This window comes from Aeromonas sp. R7-2 (assembly GCF_040908105.1).
GTDB lineage: Bacteria > Pseudomonadota > Gammaproteobacteria > Enterobacterales > Aeromonadaceae > Aeromonas > Aeromonas caviae.
The window spans coordinates 19,889-37,076 of sequence record NZ_JBFODC010000028.1; the positions used below are offsets into that span (position 1 = coordinate 19,889).

Consider the following 17,188-nt stretch of genomic DNA (forward strand, 5'->3'; position numbering starts at 1 on the left):
ATTGGCTCCTTGCAGAGCCGTGCGCTAACTGGTGTGCGGATAGCCTTAAGCTTAGACAAGGCTCTAGGCATTTCAAGAACCGGATAAAAGTTCAACCAGAGTGGGGGTTTTTCAGACTCGAACAGGCGCTGTTTTTGCTCGAGCGACCCCACTCTCACGCATTGAACAGGTTGTTGTCCCGTACCAGCTCCCGGGGCAGGGCATTCTTGATGCGACTCCCCACCCATTTCCCCATGCCGAGCGGGTGCCCCTGGTAACGAACGATCACTTCCCCACTCCCGGCATCCTGCTCTGGCCAGACATCTCGTCCCATCATGAATTCACGGGCATTGGCGGCATCCAGCTCGACGCATCCCTTGCTCGCCTCATGGCCGTAAGCCAGAGCCCATTCATGGGTCAATCGATATCCCTTCTTGAAGGTTTCAGCCAGCTTGATGCCGATGCGATCGAAACGCAGCTTCCCCTGTACCAGCTCGAAGGCGTGAGGGAAGAGCCAGATCTCGTCATTGCGGCCAAACAGTTGGCCATGGGGCACGATGCCAAAATTCCCTTCAATCTCCCGCAGCATGGGGCCGGCCTCTTTCTCTGGCAGCGGTGAGAAGGGGAACTTGCCGAGCTTGCCAGGTTTGAACATGGTGTTGGGCACGGAGTGATGCTTGCGTAACCGGGCGACGAAAAAGCCTTCACTGTCGAAGATCTGGGGCCAAACGTGCAAGTATCCCTCCGGTGTACAGGCTTTCTCCGCTCCCGGAAAGAGATCGGCCAACGAGTCAAAGCTGAAGGCATCACCGAACTTCTCCTGCAACGACTGACAGACGGCCTGATTCTCTTGCAGGCTCAGGGTGCAGGTGGAGTAGACCAGTACGCCGCCGGGTTTGAGGGCGTGAAAAGCGCTCTCCAGCAGGCCACGCTGCACCGCGGCAATCTCGTCGATGCTCTCGAGACTCCAGTTGCGCAGCGCGTCTTCATCTTTTCGCACCGTCCCCTCGCCGGAGCAGGGGGCGTCGAGCAGGATGGCGTCGAAGGTTTCAGGCAGCCATTGGCCAAAGACCTTGGCATCGAAATGGGTCATGCCGACGTTGGTCACACCGCAGCGCTGGATATTGGCGCTCAGCACTTTCAACCTGCTGCTGGAAAACTCGTTGGCGATCAGCATGCCGCGATTTTCCATCAGCGCCGCGATCTGGGTAGTCTTGGAGCCAGGGGCGGCGGCCGCGTCCAGCACCATGCCATCCCCTCGGGTTTGCTCACTGGCAAAGAGCGCCATCACCGGCAACATGGAGCTCGCTTCCTGGATATAGAAGAGGCCGCACAAATGCTCGGCCGTGTTGCCAAGGGGAACGCTCTCATCGCTGCGGGTGAGCCAGAAGCCGGCTGCACACCAGGGCACGGGATCCAGCTGCCAACCAAGCGGCGCCATACGGGCGACAAACTCGGATACCGTGATCTTGAGGGTGTTGACCCGGATGCTTCGCCGCAGCGGCTGCCGGCAACTCGCCACGAATGCCTCCATGGAGAGATGGGATGGCATGAACTCCGCAATGTGACGCAGGAAGTGATCGGGGAGGTAGGTGTTGTCGTGCACGGCGCAATCTCGCTGACCCAAAATGAGGGGCGACATCTTACCACAGTGCGCGGCCCTTCTTGATGGGGGAGTCCATGAGGCCATAAAAAAACCGGCACAAGGCCGGTTTTTGACGAACAGGGGAATAACTCAGGGCAAGATGCGGGGGCTCCACTCCAGCCACTCTTTCTCTGCCTTGGCATGAAGCGGATAACGATGGCCCGCCTTGACGGTCGCGCCCATTTCCCGCTCCGGCGTATTGAAGGCAATCCCGCCTGCCAGCAGGCTTTGCACCGTTTCGACCTCGATGGTGCCACCGGTCAGCCCGATATCGGCCTTGACCCCGGAGACATTCCAGAAGCGGCTATTGGCGCGTATCAGATGGGCGTACTGTCCATCCACATTCACATCGATCAGCACCTCACTGCCATCCCGGGCCAGGGTCACGCCGGTGACGCTGCCCACGACCATCTTGCGAAACAGCAGGGGGCTGCCCACGCTGATGCCATCGACGGAGGGGCTCTTGAGGGTCAGGGCAAGACCGGCGGGGCCACTCTGGCTCAAGGGGAAGGTCTCCTTGCCAGCCCCCCGGCCCGGTGTCGCCTCCACAAAGGCCCCCTTGATCAGGGTATCGAGGTGGGCAACCCCCCCCAGCCCGACCTTGGCCTGCACCAGGGCATAGCGTGCCCCGGATTGCAGGAAACGCGCGGCATATTGCTCATTCAGCTCGGCCTTGAAGCTTACCTGGCCCAGGGTCGGGTCCAGTTCCACCTGCTCTACTTTGCCGATGTCCACTCCGCGATAGCGGATGGGGCTGCCAACCCCGAGACCCGGGTTGTGATCCGCCGTGAGCGTGAGGGTACGCACCTGGGAGCTTGCCTGCTCCTTGCTGTCAAAGAGCTGATGACTGCTGCGACCTGTCCCCAGCTTGTCGAATTCGATGGCACCACGCAGCAGGGTGGCGAGGTTCCCCATCTTGACCTGCACGCCATCGAGCCGGATCTTGCCGTCGATGGCGGCCTTCTTCCAGAACTGGGGTTGCTGCTTGAGCAAAGGAGCATAGATGGCATCGATCTCCAGGGTGATGGCCACACCGCGATCATCGGCATCCAGCGCCTTGACCTTGCCCGCTTCCAGTCCCAGGTAGAGGACGGGGGAGCCCACACCGATACCATCAGCCTGAGCGGCACGCAGCGTCCAGCTGACCGCTTTGGCATGGCGGCTCCCAAGCAGGGCTAGCTCCTGGCTGGGGTAGAGGCGGTCAATCCTGTCACCCTTCGCAGCCTGTACCAGCTTGATGCCCCCCGCCAACCAGGCACTGGCCGGGCTGGTCTCCACCTTGATACCGCTGAGATCCGCCTCCACCTGCAAGGGGGCGGCGCGATAGAAGCGAGCCCGTTGCAGCAGATGGCGATAACGCTCGTTCACCAGCAACTCGACACTGGCATTGCCGCCGGCATCCAGGGTCAGTGCCCCGAGCTGACCTATCTGCAACCCCTTGAACCAGAGCGGAGCCCCTTCGCTCAAACCGGCGAGATCCTCTGCCTGCAGGGTCAGCTTGATGCCGCCGCGCTGTGCCTGGCTCTCCAGGGTCATGGTGTTGACCCGTTTACCGGGTTCATAGTCCAGGCGAATGGCGGGCCCGGCCAGCAGGCGATCCGCATGCTTGATCCCGGCAGGGGAGAGAGAGACTGTCTCCCACACCAGACGACTCTTGCCGGTCACCCGGAACGCCTGCTCGGGGTTGATGAGGGCCGTCACGCTCCGCCCCTGTTCGGTGAGGCGAATAGGGTCGACTCGTCCAATCTCGATGCCCTCATAGAGGATGGGCATCCCTTCCTTGATGGGCAGAGTCCCCGCCTGGATGGTGATGCGCTCACCCCGGGCGGCCTCGGCCAGCCCCTTGTAGAGGATGAAGTTGACCCCCTTTTGCGCCACGGGGGAATCCTTGGGGGAGTCAAACGCAATGCCGCCGCTCAGGATGGAGGTTAGGCTGCCCGCCTCCACACTGACGCCAGCCAGGCTGAAGGAGCCCTTGATGCCGCTGATGTTCCAGAAGCGGGTATCCGCCTTGACGAGGTGCTCGAAGCGCGGCTCGATCACCAGATCCAGGATCACGTTCTGGTTCTCTTCCCCAAGACGGGTGTTGATGACACTGCCCACCTCCAGCCCGCGGAAATAGATCTTGGCGCCGATGCCCACCGACCCCAGAGAATCGGCTGTCAGGTGCAGGGTTCGCCCCTGGGCCTGATAACCGGGGGGAGGGCCATCCAGGGCATCGAACTCATCCTCCAGCGGGTTGTTCTCCCGTCCGGGTTGCAGGTTGATGTAGTTGCCTGACACCAGGGTGTCCAGGCCGGAGATCTCGGTCAGTGACGCCTTCGGACTCACCAGCCAGAAGTCGGAACCCTTGCGTATGAGGGAGCGGGCACGGCTGTCCACCTTGGCCAGCACCGCAATCTTGCGACCATCCTGTGCCAGTTCCAGCTCCTGGACCACGCCGATGGCGACCCCCTGATAGCGCAACTGGGTCTTGCCCGGCAAGATACCGTTGCCCTGGGCAAAGTTGATGCGAATGAGTTGACCACTGCTCGTCCACTGCTGGTAGAGAAAGCCTCCCGCCAGCAAGAGGGCGATGAAGGGCAGCAACCAGACCGGGGATAACCAGCGGTGCTTCTCAATGACGGGCTCAGCCCCGACCATACCGACTCCTTACATTGGCTGTGATGCACAGCGCGTTCGACACAAAAAACATTAACGGGCCGCCTTGTCCCACAACAGGCGGGTATCGAGCATCCTGGCCGACATCATGGTGAGCACCACCACGCCGGCGAATGCCGTCGCCCCGGGGCCGGCACGCACGTTGAGCAGCACGCCGCGATCCACCAGGGCCACCATCAGCGAGATGACGAACAGGTCCAGCATGGACCAGCGTCCGATGAAATCGATGATGCGGTACATGACGAGCTGGCGTTTGCGGCGCACCGGCTTGCTGCGCTGCAACTGCCAGCAGATCCAGCCAAGACCCAGGATCTTGCCGATGGGCACGATGATGCTCGCGGTCAGTACTATGGTGGCGATGCCGGACATCTTGCTGCGATAGAGCGCCATGATACCGCTGAAAATGGTATCGGACTGCAATAATCCCTTGTTGTAGAAGTGGGTGATGGGCAGCAGGTTTGCAGGCAACAACATGAAGGTGGCCAGCGCCAGCAGGCCCCATGACCAGGCGAGGGAATGGGGAATGCGCATCTGCAAGGGGGTGTGACAACGAGGGCAGCTCATGCCGTGTTGATGGCGCACCAGCAACCCGCAGGTATGGCAGCGGCAAAGCCCCAGTTCACGGGCGCTGATCGGGGACATGGTCCGGCTCCCGGGAGGCATGTTGCAGCGGAATCCGCTCCCAGTAAGGGGCAGGATCAAAGAGGATCAGCAGCGTCATGTTGAGCAGCATCAGACAACCCAGGCTTAGCAGACCACCTCCCAGGCGCACGTCGGCGATGTCGATAAGCTTGAACAGGGCGACAAGCAGGCTGACGATGTACACCTCCAGCATGGCCCAGTGGCGAAATACCTCGACCGCTTTGAGGGTCCACGCCAGCAGATGCCAGCGCTTGGCCAGGCCGGAGGCGAGGGCAAAGATCCCGAGCAGCAGCCCTGTCGGCGCCAGCACGGCGCACCAGAGCACCAGTGTTGCCACCCAGAGCTCGCTCTCGGCATACAGCATCATAATTCCCTTGATCAGGTTGGCGTCCGAGTTCACACCCGCCAGACGAAGATAGATCAAAGGCTCAAAAAACGCGGAAGGCAGCAACAGGAATCCGGTGATGGTCAGCGCCATCAACTGGGAAGGGCGAAAGGCATAACGCCCATACAGATGCTGATGACAGCGGGGGCAATGGGCGTGACGGCGCAGCGGCAGCAACTTGCGTTCGATCAGCAAGTCACAGGCCGGACAGACAATCACCGAGTGCGGATCCGACATACGATTCAACCTGTTGAAGGAATTGATGAAATTTACCTTAAAACGCCTGCCCTGTCTTGCCGCGCTGCACAGCCCCCTTTGAAAAGACGTGTTTTCCGCTGTGAACTGGCCGCCGCCAGCCAAGCAGGGGCTGGCGATGCATGCCGACATGCTGAGGGTATTTGCAATACTGTATATACGTACATATACTTGCAATCACTATCATCAGGAGGGCGCCGCGATGGCCGTTGAGATCAAGTATGTTGTGGTACGTGGGGGAGTGGAGAAGATGACCTTTGCCAGCAAGAAAGAGGCGGATGCCTATGACAAACTGCTGGACACCGCCGATGAGCTGTTGACACTGCTGGCGGGTGCGCCGGTCGCGCTTGCACCGGAGCAGCAGGAGAGTCTGGCCTTTTATCTGGCCGAGCAGCGGGATCAGTTGCAGCAGGTATTGCGCGGTGGAAAAGGGCAGGGGAATCCACCCAAAGAAGACAAGCTGGATACTGAACTGCCAAAGGGGAAGCCCCTGAAGAGCGTGGCTTGAGACGAAAGGGCGGGGAAGGGGATGTGAGGCAGAAGCCGCTCTCTCATTCATGAAAAGTGCAACTTAAGTCATTATCGCGACTATTTTCCCCGAGAATTTTCCAACCACACTGCATATTCATTGAATATGCCGATTGCTCGTGATCATGGGGTATCACAGCAAGATGCCTCAGGTCGTTGCCCCCAAGGCGCACTGCAAGCCCTGATGCCGATAACCCTATTTATCGGCATCAGGGGGTTGCGGCCCCGTTCAAAACATTCAACCGACATCACACACCATCATGATTCATCCAGCTCTTCCACCCGCCATGCCACTGTTCGATAGCGTGGGCCACCTTGAAGCGGGCAATCCCCAGGTCAACCAGTACCTCGCCACCCTGAGTCTTGGCAAGGTCCCCGACGCGGGGATCGTGTATGAGCTGGCCGTCGACTGGCTGCTGGAGCAGCGCCACAGCGAAAACAACTACAAGACCTATCGCAGTGAGCTGACCACTTTTTTGCACTGGTGTTTTTGCGAGGTGGCCATCAGCCCCAGGGATCTCACCAGGCGCATCATGATGCGCTATCTCGACTATTGCCAGGCGCCACCGTCCGGACTGATTGCCTATCGCAACGTCGCCCAGTTCGTGCTCGACAAGGAGTGGGGGGAACGGTTGCCAAACCCCCTGTGGCGTCCGTTTCTTGGCAAGCGGGAACTGGGCCGGGAGCTGCCGTATCGACTGAGTGAGCAGGCGATGAAGACAAAACTCGCCATTTTGTCCGCCTTCTTCCAGTTTCTCATCCAGGAGGAGTACATGGATCGCAATCCGGCTCTCCTGCTGCAGCGGGTTAAACGTGCGGGCCCCCAGGAGGCTGGTGAAGACGCGCAATCCTTCACCGAACTGCAATGGTCCTATGTGATGCAAGCCGCCGAACAGCTCGCTGCCGAATGCCCGGCCCAACATGAGCGCAGCCGCTTTCTCATCTGTCTGATGTATGCCTGTTATCTGCGGATTTCCGAGGTGGCGGCCAGGCCGGGTTTCAGCCCCGTCATGGGCCAGTTTCGACGTGACGCCAAAACGGGCGTCTGGGGTTATGACATTCCCCGCAGCAAAGGCGGTAAACGTCGCACCGTGGCCGTTTCTCAGGCTCTGCTCGAAGCCCTGGCTCGCTATCGTACCTTTCTTGGACTTTCGCCACTGCCGGCCCCCGGAGAGCAAACCCCGCTGTTCGTACGCCACAAGGCGGCGGCCCATGGCCGCGAACAAGGCGAACTCAATGCCAATCTGGGTATCCGCCAGCTACGAGACCTGGTAATGGCGGTATTTGAACAGGCCGCAAGCCTTGCCGAACAAGACTGTTTTGATCAGGATGCCACTGAAATGCGAACCCTGACGCCGCACTCCATTCGCCACACCGGTATCACCCATGACATCAATCTGCACGGCAGGCCTTTATCCCACGTACAAGCCGATGCGGGACATGACAGCATCGACACCACCTCCAAGTACCTGCACACCGGCAACCGGGAACGTCACGAGAGTGCCAGCCGCAAGCCGCTGGACCACTTGCTCGACCAGGACCGTACATATGATTGATAACCAGTGGTGAACAATAAAACTGCACTCATAGCCAAGACGCGGGACCTAAAGGCAATCCTTGATTGACCATGCCCTGGGACTCATAAATCCGACACTGCGCATAATGTATATTATGTTAAATGAAATATCTTGGTATTCTGTCACCCTCAACCGAACTGTGTATAATGGTGGCAATTGATCCTATCCCCGACCGGATGTCTTAAGTGGCTGAATTAACATCAGAACAATTAAAACCCGCTTTCTCGATTGAGCAGTTCCCCACACTTGGCGAACTCGACCCCATTCCGTTTGCCGCCCTGCAACCCAGAGCGATTTCGGGTATCAAACGGCTGGCCAGTTTTGATGGTGACTGCCCGGTCATGATCCTCAACGGTTTCCCCGGTGCAGATTACGAGAATGTCTGCCAGACCCTGATCGCCTCTTCGAATGGCAAGGATGGCGACCTGTTCGATCTCTGTTATACCGAGAATCTCAACAACCCTTTCAAGCCCATCTGGCTGCGCCTGCAACCGGGCTCGGGTTTCGAGTTCTGCGAAATGGTCGGTGAGCTGCTCAAGCTGATGAGCCACCATCTCGACGCCGAGCGGCTGGTCACCCGGATCATCCGCAAACAGAACAACGACCCCAAGATCGTGGATTTCCTCTCCGATCTGGCCGCCCATGTCGCCCAGGGCCTCGAGTTCCAGCACCCGGTGCTCATCAACCTGCTGATCCATCATGAGGATCAGCAAGCCCCTGTCGTCTACGGCCGTGACCTGAACTGGGATACCTTGTTCGGCTCCATCAACTATCAGACGGAACAAGGCTCCGTTTACGCCAACCAGCACCTTTTGGAACCTGGTCTGCTGCGGGAAGCCAACGGTGGTTACCTGATACTTCAGCTCGATGAGCTGCTGGATCAGCCTCATCTCTGGTTCAAGCTCAAAAACGCCATGCAAAAAGGCGAGCTGGACTGGAATGCCTATCAGGAAGGCAAGACGCTGACGCCGTTCTTCACCCCGGAAGCGACCCCCATCCGGTTCAAGTTGATCCTGGTCGGTGACAGGCTGGACGTGGCGGAATTCCAGATGCTGGACAGGGACATGGCGGAGCGCATCTTCCTGCGTGCCGATCTGGTCTCCGAAGTGAACATCGAGGAAGATCTCCCCGCCTTCCTGCAATATCTCGCCTGGCTGCGAGCGCGCTGGGCGCTGCTGGATTTCACGCCAAGTGCCCTCCTCGCCCTCTGTCGCCATGCCAGCCGCCTGTGTGACCACCAGGAGTGGCTATCCCTCTCCGAGGTACAGCTCGGCGCCATCATGCGCATGGCCGACAGCCTGGCCCGCGAGCTGGAAGCGACCTGCGTCACTGACGAACATATCCTGCTCGCCCTGGAAGAGCAGGATTACCGCCTCAACTATCTGGTGGAGCAATCGGATCAGGGTGTCATCGACGGCCAGATCCTGCTGCAGACCGACGGTGAAGAGGTTGGCCAGATCAACGGCCTTTCCGTCATCCAGGTGGCCGGCCATCCCTATGACTTCGGGGAGCCGGTACGCCTCACCGCGACCGTCCACCTCGGGGATGGCGATGTGGCTGACATCGAGCGCAAGGCGGAGCTCGCCGGGCACATTCACGCCAAGGCCATGATGATCATCCACGGCTACCTCTCCAACAAGTTCGGCGCAGAGAACCCCTCGCCGCTCTCGGCCAACCTGGTGTTCGAGCAGTCATACCACGAGATCGATGGTGACAGCGCCTCCCTGACCGGCCTGTGTGCCCTGCTCTCCGCCCTCGCCCGCCAGCCCATCTATCAGCACTTCGCCGTGACCGGTGCGGTCGACCAGTTCGGCAATGTGCAGGCCGTTGGCGGCGTGAACGAGAAGATTGAGGGCTTCTTCCGGGTGTGCAAGATCCACGGTCTCACCGGCAAGCAAGGCATTCTGCTGCCAGGCACCAACGCCCAGCAGCTCAACCTTTCTGATGAAGTGATCGCGGCAGTAGAGGCCGGCCAGTTCCACATCCACCCGGTGGATCACGTGGAAGAGGCTATCGAGCTGCTCACCGGCTGCGTCGCTGGCGAACCGGACATGCCGGATACCCTGTTTGGCCGCATCCAGGAGAGACTGGACGAACTCAATGGCACGGCAACCAAGAGTGGCGGCCTGCTGCGCAGCCTGCTGGACCGGCTGCTTGGCCGTTAAATGAAGTGATCGGAGTTGTTTAGCGAACATCTGTAAGCTAAATTGGCCCGGCTTTGACCCATATGAAGGATAAACAGCGTGACCCTAGATAACGACACCACTGATCCCCGCCTCTCCCTGTGCGAACAAGGCAAAGAGTCCTTTACCCGTGAAGAGCTGCTTGCCTGCAGCCGTGGCGAATTATTTGGTGAAGGTAACAGCCAGCTGCCCGCCCCCAACATGCTGATGATGGATCGCATCGTCAAGATTAACGACCATGGCGGCGAGCACGGCAAGGGTGAAATCCTGGCTGAACTCGATATCACGCCGGATCTCTGGTTCTTCGACTGCCACTTCCCCGGCGATCCCGTCATGCCTGGCTGCCTGGGCCTGGATGCCATGTGGCAACTGGTCGGCTTCTTCCTGGGCTGGAAAGGGGGTCCTGGCAAGGGACGTGCGCTGGGTGTCGGTGAAGTCAAGTTCACCGGCCAGATCCTGCCGACAGCCAAGAAGGTCACCTACAAGATCACCTTCAAGCGCGTCATCAACCGCAAACTGGTCATGGGCATTGCCGATGGCGTCGTGGAAGTGGATGGTCGCCCCATCTACAGCGCCACCGATCTGAAAGTGGGCCTGTTCAAAGACACCACCGCATTCTGATCCTGCTCCTGGGTGAGCAGAGACAACGTAAAGGGGCCACGACGGCCCCTTTCCTTTTGTAATGAGTGATGAAGTATCGGTTACTTCATGAAGAGGCCTGAGCCTCGCCCTTCCATGGCATCGCGCCAACCACCAAGCCAATGGCCCCTGGCATCCAGGCACTGGTACGGACACGCTTCTTTCTGTTTGCCGACTACGCCAGCCTGATAACCACGAGCGCGAGCTCTCTCCAGACGGTCCCGTTTCTGTCTCTTCATCATCTACGACCCTCTTCGTGGAACAAAAAAAGCGACCAGTTTTTCACCGGTCGCCTTCATCTTTACCCCAGGGGGGAGGCAGGGTCAAACAAAAAATTCCATGCTATTCAGGGGTTGTGACACAAGATACTGAACTGCATTAATTTTTGATGACACTTATTTATCGCTGATAGCGACGCAGCCAGGCAAAGGGCAGCGCCAGCAGAGTCAACCAGAACAGGCTGCCGCCACCGCCCTCGCCACCATCCTGACCGGTCTGGTTGTTGACCGGCGCATTGCTGACCACATAGCTGGCCGGGGCATTGCCCTGATAATCCGCCACGGCCGGCGTCAGTTTGACGGCGACCACGGTGGCGTTGGCGCGTTTGTTGAGGTCGCTCTCGCTGTCATAGCGATACGCCGTCGCGGCAATGGTGCCGTCGCTGCTGATGCCGCTGGCGTAAGCGATGTGATAGTACTTGCCGTTCTGGGCACACTGCTTGTTGCCGGCGTCATCCTTGCCACAGATGAGATCGTTCAGATACCAGCTGTTGGCCGGGGCGGCCGCGTTCAGCAGGAAGGCTTCCTGCATGCGGTTGGTGCCATTGACCACCGGTTGGGTCTGGTGACGGGAGTCGCGCCAGCCAACCACCATGTTGTGATCGTTGATGGCGGCCGCTTCCGAGCCTGCCCCCGAGACCGGCTTGTCCTGGAGAGGAAGGCTGGCCGCCGTACCCGGCTTGCTCAGGTTGAACAGGAACATCTCCACCGGGCGGTTCTGTCCCTTGTTGATGCGATAGCGCTGGTTGCCGATCACGTAGCCGTTGTCGTTGACGGCCACGGCCCAGCTGTGTTGCAGCTTGGCATCGTCCTTGCCAGGCTCGCCATCCGGCAGCGGGATGATCTTGGTGGTGCCCACGGTGCCGGCAGCCGTATCCAGGGTCCAGTAGCTGGCGAGGTTGCGACCATCCAGATCACCGGTGCCCACCTCGCCGGTAGAGCTGTAGCCCACGCCGTAGAGGGTGCCGTTGTACTTGGCCACGCCCAGTGCAGAGGCGGTTTGCAGCACCTCGTCACGCTGATGACCATAGGTGCCGGCCTGCATCAGCTTGTTGAACCCGCCCGAGCTGTTGAGCAGCCAGAAGCTCGCCTGGGTATCGACCCCGGGGCAGTAGCGGAAGTCACCGTACTGGCTGTCATTGCCCGTCTCGAAACACCACTTGTAGAAGTCACCGCCCACCTTGTGGCGATACTTGTCGCTGGCCGCGGTACCGGTCACCAGATACTGACCGTTGTCCAGCTTCTTGATGGAAGTGGATACGCTCAGGCCGTGGGTGCTGGCCGCATCCTTGAGCTCGACCGGGTTGCCGTCATTGACCACGGCAAAGGCGGTGCGCAGCTTGCCATTCATCTTGTAACCGACCCGATCCTCCGGGACATCCCCGAGGGCCGTCACCAGGCCATCAACCTCGGAGCTGGTCACGTAGCCCAGGTTGCTGCGTTGATCCACCTTGTCCAGGAAGTCGCGACGCCACTGGTAGGCAAAGCCCGAGTTGTCGCTCCAGAAGGAGTTGCAGACCGAGTTGGAGAGCATGCAACCCTGCTCGAAACGGAAACGATCGACCAGGAAGTCGGCAAACCGCACGGTGGAGAAGTATTCCGCCATGTTGTTTTTGGTGTTGAGCCCGATGAGGCCGTTGGCATCGCCGCTGATCCCGCTGGCATAGCCTTTGACTTCGTCATCGACGATGGTGAAAAAGGAGCTTTGTGCCGCCTGCGCGTTGAGGCTGGCGCCGACCAGGATGGCCAGCATGGATAATTGCTTTTTCATCTACTTCCTTAGTCTTGATGTTTCAACGCTTCCAACTCCTCCCAACGGGAGAAGGCGTGTTCCAATGCGGCCTCTGCCGCATTCAATGCATCCAGTTTGGGCTGGGTCTGCTCTGCTGGCAGAGAGAAGAAACCGGGGTGGTTAATCTCGGCCTGCAGGGCATCGAGTTCCATTTCCAACTGTTCCAGCCGGGCTGGCAGATTATCCAGCTCCAGTTGCAACTTGTAAGAGAGTTTTCGTGTTTTTTTCGCAGGCTCCGCTGCCGACGCGACAGGCTCTGCCACCTTGACCGGGGCCGACTTGGCCGTCTGTTGGGCGGCCTGCAGGGCTCGTGTGGCCATCATGTCGGCGTAGCCCCCGACATAATCGCTGATCCGTCCATCCCCTTCAAACAGCCAGCAGCCGGTCACGGTATTGTCGATGAAACGGCGATCGTGGCTGACCAGCAGCAGGGTCCCCGGGTAATCGGTGAGCAGTTCTTCCAGCAATTCCAGCGTTTCGACATCCAGGTCGTTGGTTGGTTCATCCAGAATCAACAAGTTACTGGGCTTGAGGAAGAGTTTGGCCAACAGTAGACGGTTTTTCTCGCCCCCTGACAAGGCCTTGACCGGGGTGCGCGCCCGCTTGGGCTCGAACAGGAAGTCCTGCAGGTAGCCAAGGATGTGGCGGGAGCGGCCGCGAACCATCACCTCCTGCTTGCCCTCCCCCACGTTGTCCACCACCGTCTTCTCGGGATCGAGCTGCTCACGGTATTGATCGAAGTAGGCCACTTCCAGGTTGGTCCCCTGGCGCACCGAGCCACGGCTCGCCTCGAGCTGGCCCATCAGCAGCTTGATCAGGGTCGACTTGCCGCAGCCGTTGGGGCCCACCAGAGCAATCTTGTCCCCGCGCAGCACCTGCAGATCCAGTCCCTGGAACAGGGTGCGATCACCAAAGTCCAGCCCCAGCCCCTCGGTCTCGAACACCAGCTTGCCGGAGCGGCCCGCCTCGTCCAGTTGCAGCTTGGCCTTGCCCTGCAGCTCCCGGCGCTGGGTGCGCTCCATGCGCATCGCCTTGAGAGCCCGCACCCGTCCCTCGTTGCGGGTACGACGCGCCTTGATCCCCTGGCGCACCCATACCTCTTCCTGGGCCAACTTGCGGTCGAACTCGGCGTTTTTCAGCTCCTCGACCCGCAGCCACTCCTCCTTGCCTTGCAGATATTCGTCATAGTTGCCGGGCCAGGAGGTGATCACGCCGCGATCGAGATCGATGATCCGGGTCGCCAGCTTGTGGATGAACTCCCGGTCGTGGGAGATGAAGACGATGGCGCCGCGAAAGTCCTTGAGGAACTCTTCCAGCCAGTTGATGGCATCGATGTCCAGGTGGTTGGTCGGCTCGTCCAGCAGCAACAGATCCGGGTCACACGCCAGGGCGCGGGCCAGAGCCACCTTGCGCAGCCAGCCGCCAGACAGACTGTCGAGCGTCACATCAGGGTCGAGATCAAGCAGGGTCAGCACCTGATTGATGCGGGTCTCGTACTGCCAGCCGTTCTGATAGTCGAGCTGCTCCTGCAACTGGCTCATGGTGCGAATGTTGGCATCGGAAGGGTCGTGCGCCAGGGCGTGGGAGACATGGTGGTACTGCTTGAGCAGCTCCCCTACCCCGGCCAACCCTTCTGCGGCGTAATCGAACACGGTGATCTCGCTCGAGGCGGGCGGATCCTGCTCGAGGCGGGTCACTTTCAAATCTTGTTGCAACACCAGACGGCCGTCGTCCAGCGGCAGTTCGCTGGCAATCACCTTCATCAGGGTAGACTTGCCCGCCCCGTTGCGACCCACCAGACAGAGGCGCTCGCCCCGCTCTATGGTGAGCTCGGCATGGTCGAGCAGCGGAAAATCACTGAACGACAGGGACGCGCCGTGCAATGTCAAAAGAGCCATGTTTGTTCCTTGTTGCTTATGAAAAAACGGGCGGCAGCGTGAGTCTGCCCCCGTTTTGTCGTCAAATCCTGCTCACCCCTGTGCCAGCCAGCCTTGCAGCTCTCCCAGGGTGAAGGGCCAGCCCAGCTCCCGGCCGGCACTGTCTTGCAGCACCGGGATGCGCACCCGGTAAGCCTCGAGCCAGGCCTCCTCCTCCAGGATGTCGCAGCGGCGGGTCTGCGTGGCCATCCCGGCCTGTTCCACCAGCGCCCACGCCTGTTCGCACAGGTGGCAGCCGTCGGTGTGAAACAGGGTCAGCATCAGCCTTGTGCCTCGGCGTGGGTGATGATCCAGCAGTTGTGGATATGCTGGTTGCGCTCGAAGTCCTTGGGCCGGGTCTTGTTCGTGATGTTCTGCGCCTTGAGACCGATGGCGTCAAGGCCGGCCAAGTCCATCTTGAAGTGGCGCTTGTTGTTGGAGAAGACCAGGGTGCCGTCCGCCGCGAGCAGGCGCTTGAGGTGCTGCATCAACAGCAGGTGATCCCGCTGCACGTCGAAGCTCTCGTCCATCCGCTTGGAGTTGGAGAAGGTGGGCGGATCGATGAAGATGAGGTCGTACTGCTCGTCGGCTTCCGACAACCACTTCAGACAATCCGCCTGCACGAACTTGTGCTCGCGGCCCACCAGCGAGTTGAGGCGCATGTTGTCCTGGGCCCAGTTGAGGTAGGTGCGCGACATGTCCACCGTGGTGGTTTCGCGGGCGCCGCCGAGCCCCGCGTGCACGGTGGCACTGCCGGTGTAGGCAAAGAGGTTCAGGAAGCGCTTGCCCCGAGCCATCTGGCCCAGCATGCGGCGGGTCTGGCGGTGGTCGAGGAAGAGGCCGGTGTCCAGATAGTCGTAGAGGTTGACCCAGAGGCGTGCACCGTACTCCTGCACCTCCATCCGGTGCTGCTCTTCGGAGAGCTTCTGGTACTGCTGTTTGCCTTCCTGGCGCTCGCGCACCTTCAGGATCACCTTCTCGCCGTCCATGCCGGTCACCTTGATGGCGGCCTGCACCATGTCCAGCAGACGCTGGCGGGTCTTCTGGGCGGGAATGTCCTTGGGCGCCGCGTACTCCTGTACCACCAGATAATCCTGATAGCGGTCGATGGCAGCGTTGTACTCCGGCAAGTCCGCGTCATAGAGGCGGTAGCAATCGAGGTTCTCCTTGCTCGCCCATTTCTCGAGGGTCTTCAGATTCTTGCGCAGACGGTTGGCAAAGTCCTGGGCCACCTCTTTCTGGGAAGCGACGGCATCGAGGGCGATCTGATAGTTGCGCAGCTGGCACTCGAGGGCGCCGTTGAACAGGCGATACTGCTTGTCGGCACGCAGGCGCAGGCAGCTCAGGAGTTCGGGAGAGGCGGAGAGAATGGTGACCTTCCACCCCTGGAAGCCGCGGCGCAGGGCATCGCCAAGGGCCTGATGCACTTCCAGCAGGGCCGGGAACTCCCCAAGACGCTCGCCATAGGGCGGGTTGGAGATGAGCATGCCGACCTGACGACTCTCCCCTTCCACAGCCGGCATCGGCAGCGGGTTTTCCAGCTTGGTGACATCGGCCTGCTTGAAGGTGATGAGATGGGCCACGCCGGCGGCCTTGGCGTTGTCACGGGCCTTCATCAGGACCCGGGTATCCGCATCGCAACCGAACAGCTTCACCTCGCAGCGCTGCATGCCGCGCTTGGCTCGCACCTGGGCTTCCATCATCAGGCTCTGCCACAGTTCACCATCGTGTTGCAGCCAGCGATCGAAACCGAAGCGCTCACGGCGCAGCGCAGGCGCCATGTCGGCAGCGATGAAGGCCGCTTCAATCAGCAGGGTACCGGAGCCGCACATGGGGTCCATCATGGGCTCGCCGGCCCAGCCGCTGCGGGCAATCATGGCCGCAGCCAGGTTCTCTTTGAGGGGCGCCTCGCCGGTGCCCTGGCGATAGAAGCGCTGGTGCAGCGCCGGGCCTGACAAGTCCAGCGTGATATTGGCCTTGCCTTTGCCAAGGTGCGCCATGATGCGAATCTCCGGGGACTTCTTGTCCACATCCGGGCGCACGTGACCGCGCTTGGTGAAGCGATCAACGATGGCGTCCTTGATCTTCAGGGCGCCGTACTGGGTATTGCGAATGGAGGCGTTGGTACCGGTAAAGTCCACCGCGATGGTGGCGGTACCGGAGAAGTGCTCTTCCCAGGGAATGGTATGGGCCCCGAGGTAGAGGTCCAGATCATCGTTCATCTGGAACTCGGAGAGCACCAGCACGATTCGGGAGGCAAAGCGGCTCCACAGACAGGCCTTGTAACCGATGGCCAGTTCGCCCTTGAAGTGGACGCCGGCCACGGTCTCACGGACCTGCTCCGCACCCAGATTGGTCAGCTCGACGGCCAGCAGGTTTTCCAGCCCTTTGGGGCAGGTTGCAAAAAATTCTTTCATCACGCTCACGGGGATGCCATAAAAATAGTGCCGCATTATACCTTATCGGCCCGCGCTCGGCACTCGAACCTTGGACAAAGGCGCCATATAAACGGCAAGAGGCGCGGCAAACGCTCCCCTCCCCCTTGCGGGCGACAGGATCCCGCTCCTGGCTGGCAGTTGTCTACCATCACATTCGTAAAGAATTCGAAAATCTTGCCCGGACCAGGCAGAAAATGGTCGTGACGACCAGACGAAGGAAAAAGACAAATAATGGAACAAGAGAGAGACTGAGCGCTTAAATATCAGACC

13 protein-coding genes are annotated in these 17,188 nt (G+C 60.1%); 4 read left to right on the forward strand and 9 right to left on the reverse strand.

The features are described 5' to 3' along the window. Nucleotides 1-154: 154 nt before the first annotated feature. From rsmF to AB5Y47_RS12115, 4 genes are all read right to left on the reverse strand, one after another. Nucleotides 155-1,585, reverse strand: coding sequence for a 16S rRNA (cytosine(1407)-C(5))-methyltransferase RsmF (gene rsmF, locus AB5Y47_RS12100; RefSeq protein WP_368220282.1), 1,431 nt, complete (start codon nucleotides 1,583-1,585; stop codon nucleotides 155-157). A gap of 129 nt (nucleotides 1,586-1,714) precedes the next feature. Further along, nucleotides 1,715-4,267, reverse strand: coding sequence for an MlaD family protein (locus tag AB5Y47_RS12105; protein ID WP_041205787.1), 2,553 nt, complete (start codon nucleotides 4,265-4,267; stop codon nucleotides 1,715-1,717). 51 nt (nucleotides 4,268-4,318) lie between these two features. Beyond that, nucleotides 4,319-4,927: a paraquat-inducible protein A gene (locus AB5Y47_RS12110; RefSeq protein WP_010674753.1), complete on the reverse strand. Its 609-nt coding sequence runs from the start codon at nucleotides 4,925-4,927 to the stop codon at nucleotides 4,319-4,321. Then, nucleotides 4,905-5,549, reverse strand: coding sequence for a paraquat-inducible protein A (locus AB5Y47_RS12115; RefSeq protein WP_010674754.1), 645 nt, complete (start codon nucleotides 5,547-5,549; stop codon nucleotides 4,905-4,907). The genes AB5Y47_RS12110 and AB5Y47_RS12115 overlap by 23 nt, the downstream gene beginning before the upstream one ends. Nucleotides 5,550-5,769: 220 nt before the next feature. Between AB5Y47_RS12115 and AB5Y47_RS12120 the strand changes: the two genes are divergently transcribed. From AB5Y47_RS12120 to fabA, 4 genes are all read left to right on the forward strand, one after another. Continuing rightward, the gene (locus AB5Y47_RS12120) at nucleotides 5,770-6,075 is read left to right on the forward strand and encodes a YebG family protein (RefSeq protein WP_045524873.1); all 306 of its coding nucleotides are present in this window, start codon (nucleotides 5,770-5,772) and stop codon (nucleotides 6,073-6,075) included. A 307-nt stretch (nucleotides 6,076-6,382) separates the two neighbouring features. After that, nucleotides 6,383-7,651, forward strand: a complete 1,269-nt coding sequence (locus tag AB5Y47_RS12125; RefSeq protein WP_324028882.1) for a site-specific integrase — start codon at nucleotides 6,383-6,385, stop codon at nucleotides 7,649-7,651. Nucleotides 7,652-7,857: 206 nt separating this feature from the next. After that, nucleotides 7,858-9,837 (forward strand): Lon protease family protein, encoded by a 1,980-nt coding sequence (locus AB5Y47_RS12130; protein WP_045524875.1) that lies wholly within the window; start codon nucleotides 7,858-7,860, stop codon nucleotides 9,835-9,837. A 78-nt stretch (nucleotides 9,838-9,915) separates the two neighbouring features. Beyond that, nucleotides 9,916-10,476 carry a 3-hydroxyacyl-[acyl-carrier-protein] dehydratase FabA gene (fabA, locus tag AB5Y47_RS12135; RefSeq protein WP_010674758.1) on the forward strand — a complete coding sequence of 187 codons (561 nt, stop codon included), beginning with the start codon at nucleotides 9,916-9,918 and terminating at the stop codon, nucleotides 10,474-10,476. An 80-nt stretch (nucleotides 10,477-10,556) separates the two neighbouring features. Here fabA and rmf read toward each other — a convergent pair whose 3' ends face one another. The 5 genes from rmf to rlmKL all read right to left on the reverse strand — a co-directional run bounded on the left by rmf (nucleotide 10,557) and on the right by rlmKL (nucleotide 16,933). Next, complete coding sequence (gene rmf / locus AB5Y47_RS12140) at nucleotides 10,557-10,733, reverse strand: ribosome modulation factor (protein WP_010674759.1); 177 nt, start codon at nucleotides 10,731-10,733, stop codon at nucleotides 10,557-10,559. 160 nt (nucleotides 10,734-10,893) lie between these two features. Then, nucleotides 10,894-12,543 (reverse strand): DUF3466 family protein, encoded by a 1,650-nt coding sequence (locus tag AB5Y47_RS12145; protein WP_368220269.1) that lies wholly within the window; start codon nucleotides 12,541-12,543, stop codon nucleotides 10,894-10,896. A gap of 8 nt (nucleotides 12,544-12,551) precedes the next feature. Continuing rightward, on the reverse strand, nucleotides 12,552-14,462 hold the full coding sequence (locus tag AB5Y47_RS12150; protein ID WP_368220270.1) for an ABC transporter ATP-binding protein: 1,911 nt from the start codon (nucleotides 14,460-14,462) through the stop codon (nucleotides 12,552-12,554). A gap of 72 nt (nucleotides 14,463-14,534) precedes the next feature. Continuing rightward, complete coding sequence (locus tag AB5Y47_RS12155) at nucleotides 14,535-14,762, reverse strand: glutaredoxin family protein (protein ID WP_103858454.1); 228 nt, start codon at nucleotides 14,760-14,762, stop codon at nucleotides 14,535-14,537. Beyond that, the gene (rlmKL, locus tag AB5Y47_RS12160; RefSeq protein ID WP_324037020.1) at nucleotides 14,762-16,933 is read right to left on the reverse strand and encodes a bifunctional 23S rRNA (guanine(2069)-N(7))-methyltransferase RlmK/23S rRNA (guanine(2445)-N(2))-methyltransferase RlmL; all 2,172 of its coding nucleotides are present in this window, start codon (nucleotides 16,931-16,933) and stop codon (nucleotides 14,762-14,764) included. The genes AB5Y47_RS12155 and rlmKL overlap by 1 nt, the downstream gene beginning before the upstream one ends. Nucleotides 16,934-17,188: the final 255 nt, after the last annotated feature.

Bases quoted from the DNA above. Each gene is read 5' to 3' on its own strand.
- AB5Y47_RS12105 (WP_041205787.1), bottom strand. From the start codon at position 4,267: ATGGTCGGGGCTGAGCCCGTCATTGAGAAGCACCGCTGGTTATCCCCG.
- AB5Y47_RS12110 (WP_010674753.1), bottom strand. From the start codon at position 4,927: ATGTCCCCGATCAGCGCCCGTGAACTGGGGCTTTGCCGCTGCCATACC.
- AB5Y47_RS12115 (WP_010674754.1), bottom strand. From the start codon at position 5,549: ATGTCGGATCCGCACTCGGTGATTGTCTGTCCGGCCTGTGACTTGCTG.
- AB5Y47_RS12120 (WP_045524873.1), top strand. From the start codon at position 5,770: ATGGCCGTTGAGATCAAGTATGTTGTGGTACGTGGGGGAGTGGAGAAG.
- AB5Y47_RS12125 (WP_324028882.1), top strand. From the start codon at position 6,383: ATGCCACTGTTCGATAGCGTGGGCCACCTTGAAGCGGGCAATCCCCAG.
- rmf (WP_010674759.1), bottom strand. From the start codon at position 10,733: ATGAAGAGACAGAAACGGGACCGTCTGGAGAGAGCTCGCGCTCGTGGT.
- AB5Y47_RS12145 (WP_368220269.1), bottom strand. From the start codon at position 12,543: ATGAAAAAGCAATTATCCATGCTGGCCATCCTGGTCGGCGCCAGCCTC.
- AB5Y47_RS12150 (WP_368220270.1), bottom strand. From the start codon at position 14,462: ATGGCTCTTTTGACATTGCACGGCGCGTCCCTGTCGTTCAGTGATTTT.
- AB5Y47_RS12155 (WP_103858454.1), bottom strand. From the start codon at position 14,762: ATGCTGACCCTGTTTCACACCGACGGCTGCCACCTGTGCGAACAGGCG.
- rlmKL (WP_324037020.1), bottom strand. From the start codon at position 16,933: ATGCGGCACTATTTTTATGGCATCCCCGTGAGCGTGATGAAAGAATTT.